We start from the raw sequence: 1,231 nt of genomic DNA, 5'->3' as shown, positions 1-1,231 counted from the left end.
AATGCGCGGTGTGTCAGAGTCTCTCAAACTCGCAGCACGAAGACTTCTTCGGGTTGTGAGGTTAAGCGAACAAGCGTACACGGTGGATGCCCTGGCAGTCAGAGGCGATGAAGGACGTGCTAATCTGCGAAAAGCGCCGGTAAGGTGATATGAACCGTTATAACCGGCGATGTCCGAATGGGGAAACCCGGTGCACTTCGGTGCATCATCGTTAGCTGAATACATAGGCTAACGAGGCGAACCGGGGGAACTGAAACATCTAAGTACCCCGAGGAAAAGAAATCAACCGAGATTCCCCCAGTAGCGGCGAGCGAACGGGGAACAGCCCAGAGCCTGAATCAGCTTGTGTGTCAGTGGAACGGTCTGGAAAGGCCGGCGATACAGGGTGACAGCCCCGTACACGAAGGCACACAGGCTGTGAGCTCGATGAGTAGGGCGGGACACGTGATATCCTGTCTGAAGATGGGGGGACCATCCTCCAAGGCTAAATACTCCTGACTGACCGATAGTGAACCAGTACCGTGAGGGAAAGGCGAAAAGAACCCCGGCGAGGGGAGTGAAACAGAACCTGAAACCGTGTACGTACAAGCAGTGGGAGCCTTCGTAAGAGGGTGACTGCGTACCTTTTGTATAATGGGTCAGCGACTTATATTCTGTAGCAAGGTTAACCGTATAGGGGAGCCGAAGGGAAACCGAGTCTTAACCGGGCGTTAAGTTGCAGGGTATAGACCCGAAACCCGGTGATCTAGCCATGGGCAGGTTGAAGGTTGGGTAACACTAACTGGAGGACCGAACCGACTAATGTTGAAAAATTAGCGGATGACCTGTGGCTGGGGGTGAAAGGCCAATCAAACCGGGAGATAGCTGGTTCTCCCCGAAAGCTATTTAGGTAGCGCCTCGTGAACTCATCTCCGGGGGTAGAGCACTGTTTCGGCTAGGGGGCCATCCCGGCTTACCAACCCGATGCAAACTGCGAATACCGGAGAATGTTATCACGGGAGACACACGGCGGGTGCTAACGTCCGTCGTGAAGAGGGAAACAACCCAGACCGCCAGCTAAGGTCCCAAAGTCATGGTTAAGTGGGAAACGATGTGGGAAGGCCCAGACAGCCAGGATGTTGGCTTAGAAGCAGCCATCATTTAAAGAAAGCGTAATAGCTCACTGGTCGAGTCGGCCTGCGCGGAAGATGTAACGGGGCTAAACCATGCACCGAAGCTGCGGCAGCGACAC

General features: G+C 54.3%; 1 rRNA gene. It reads left to right on the top strand.

Annotated features, from left to right (window positions below):
* Nucleotides 1–59: 59 nt before the first annotated feature.
* Nucleotides 60–1,231: ribosomal RNA gene (locus G6041_RS11135) — 23S ribosomal RNA — on the top strand; the annotation flags it as partial.

Origin of the sequence: Cronobacter sp. HA18003 (assembly GCF_011605905.1) — a bacterium.
Lineage (GTDB): Bacteria > Pseudomonadota > Gammaproteobacteria > Enterobacterales > Enterobacteriaceae > Cronobacter > Cronobacter sakazakii.
This window is presented reverse-complemented; position numbering and strand designations above follow the sequence as displayed.